This window comes from Pseudomonas sp. HMSC067G02 (assembly GCF_001813485.1).
Taxonomy (GTDB): domain Bacteria; phylum Pseudomonadota; class Gammaproteobacteria; order Pseudomonadales; family Pseudomonadaceae; genus Pseudomonas; species Pseudomonas aeruginosa.
On sequence record NZ_KV812666.1, the window covers coordinates 289,018 to 289,531 of the forward strand.

The 514-nt window shown below is 68.3% G+C and carries 1 pseudogene; it reads left to right on the top strand.

What is annotated here, in order from left to right:
* Positions 1 to 514, top strand: a pseudogene (gene vgrG1a / locus HMPREF2914_RS13595) (type VI secretion system spike protein VgrG1a); the annotation flags it as partial.

Consider the following 514-nt stretch of genomic DNA (forward strand, 5'->3'; position numbering starts at 1 on the left):
ACGTGCAGAGCCAGGACGGCGAGCAGTACGCGCGCAACCGCATCGAGGCGATCCAGGCGCAGCACGAGCGCGTGCGCCTGCGCGGCGTGGTGCGCGGGATCGGCGCCGGGCACCTGTTCCGCCTGAGCGGCTATCCGCGCGATGACCAGAACCGCGAGTACCTGGTGGTCGGCGCCGAATACCGGGTGGTCCAGGAACTCTACGAAACCGGCAGCGGCGGCGCCGGCTCGCAGTTCGAGAGCGAGCTGGACTGCATCGACGCCAGCCAGTCGTTCCGTCTCCTGCCGCAGACTCCGGTACCGGTGGTGCGGGGTCCGCAGACCGCGGTGGTGGTCGGACCCAAGGGCGAGGAGATCTGGACCGACCAGTACGGCCGGGTCAAGGTGCACTTCCACTGGGATCGCCACGACCAGTCGAACGAGAACAGCTCCTGCTGGATTCGCGTGTCCCAGGCCTGGGCCGGGAAGAACTGGGGTTCGATGCAGATCCCGCGGATCGGCCAGGAAGTGATCGT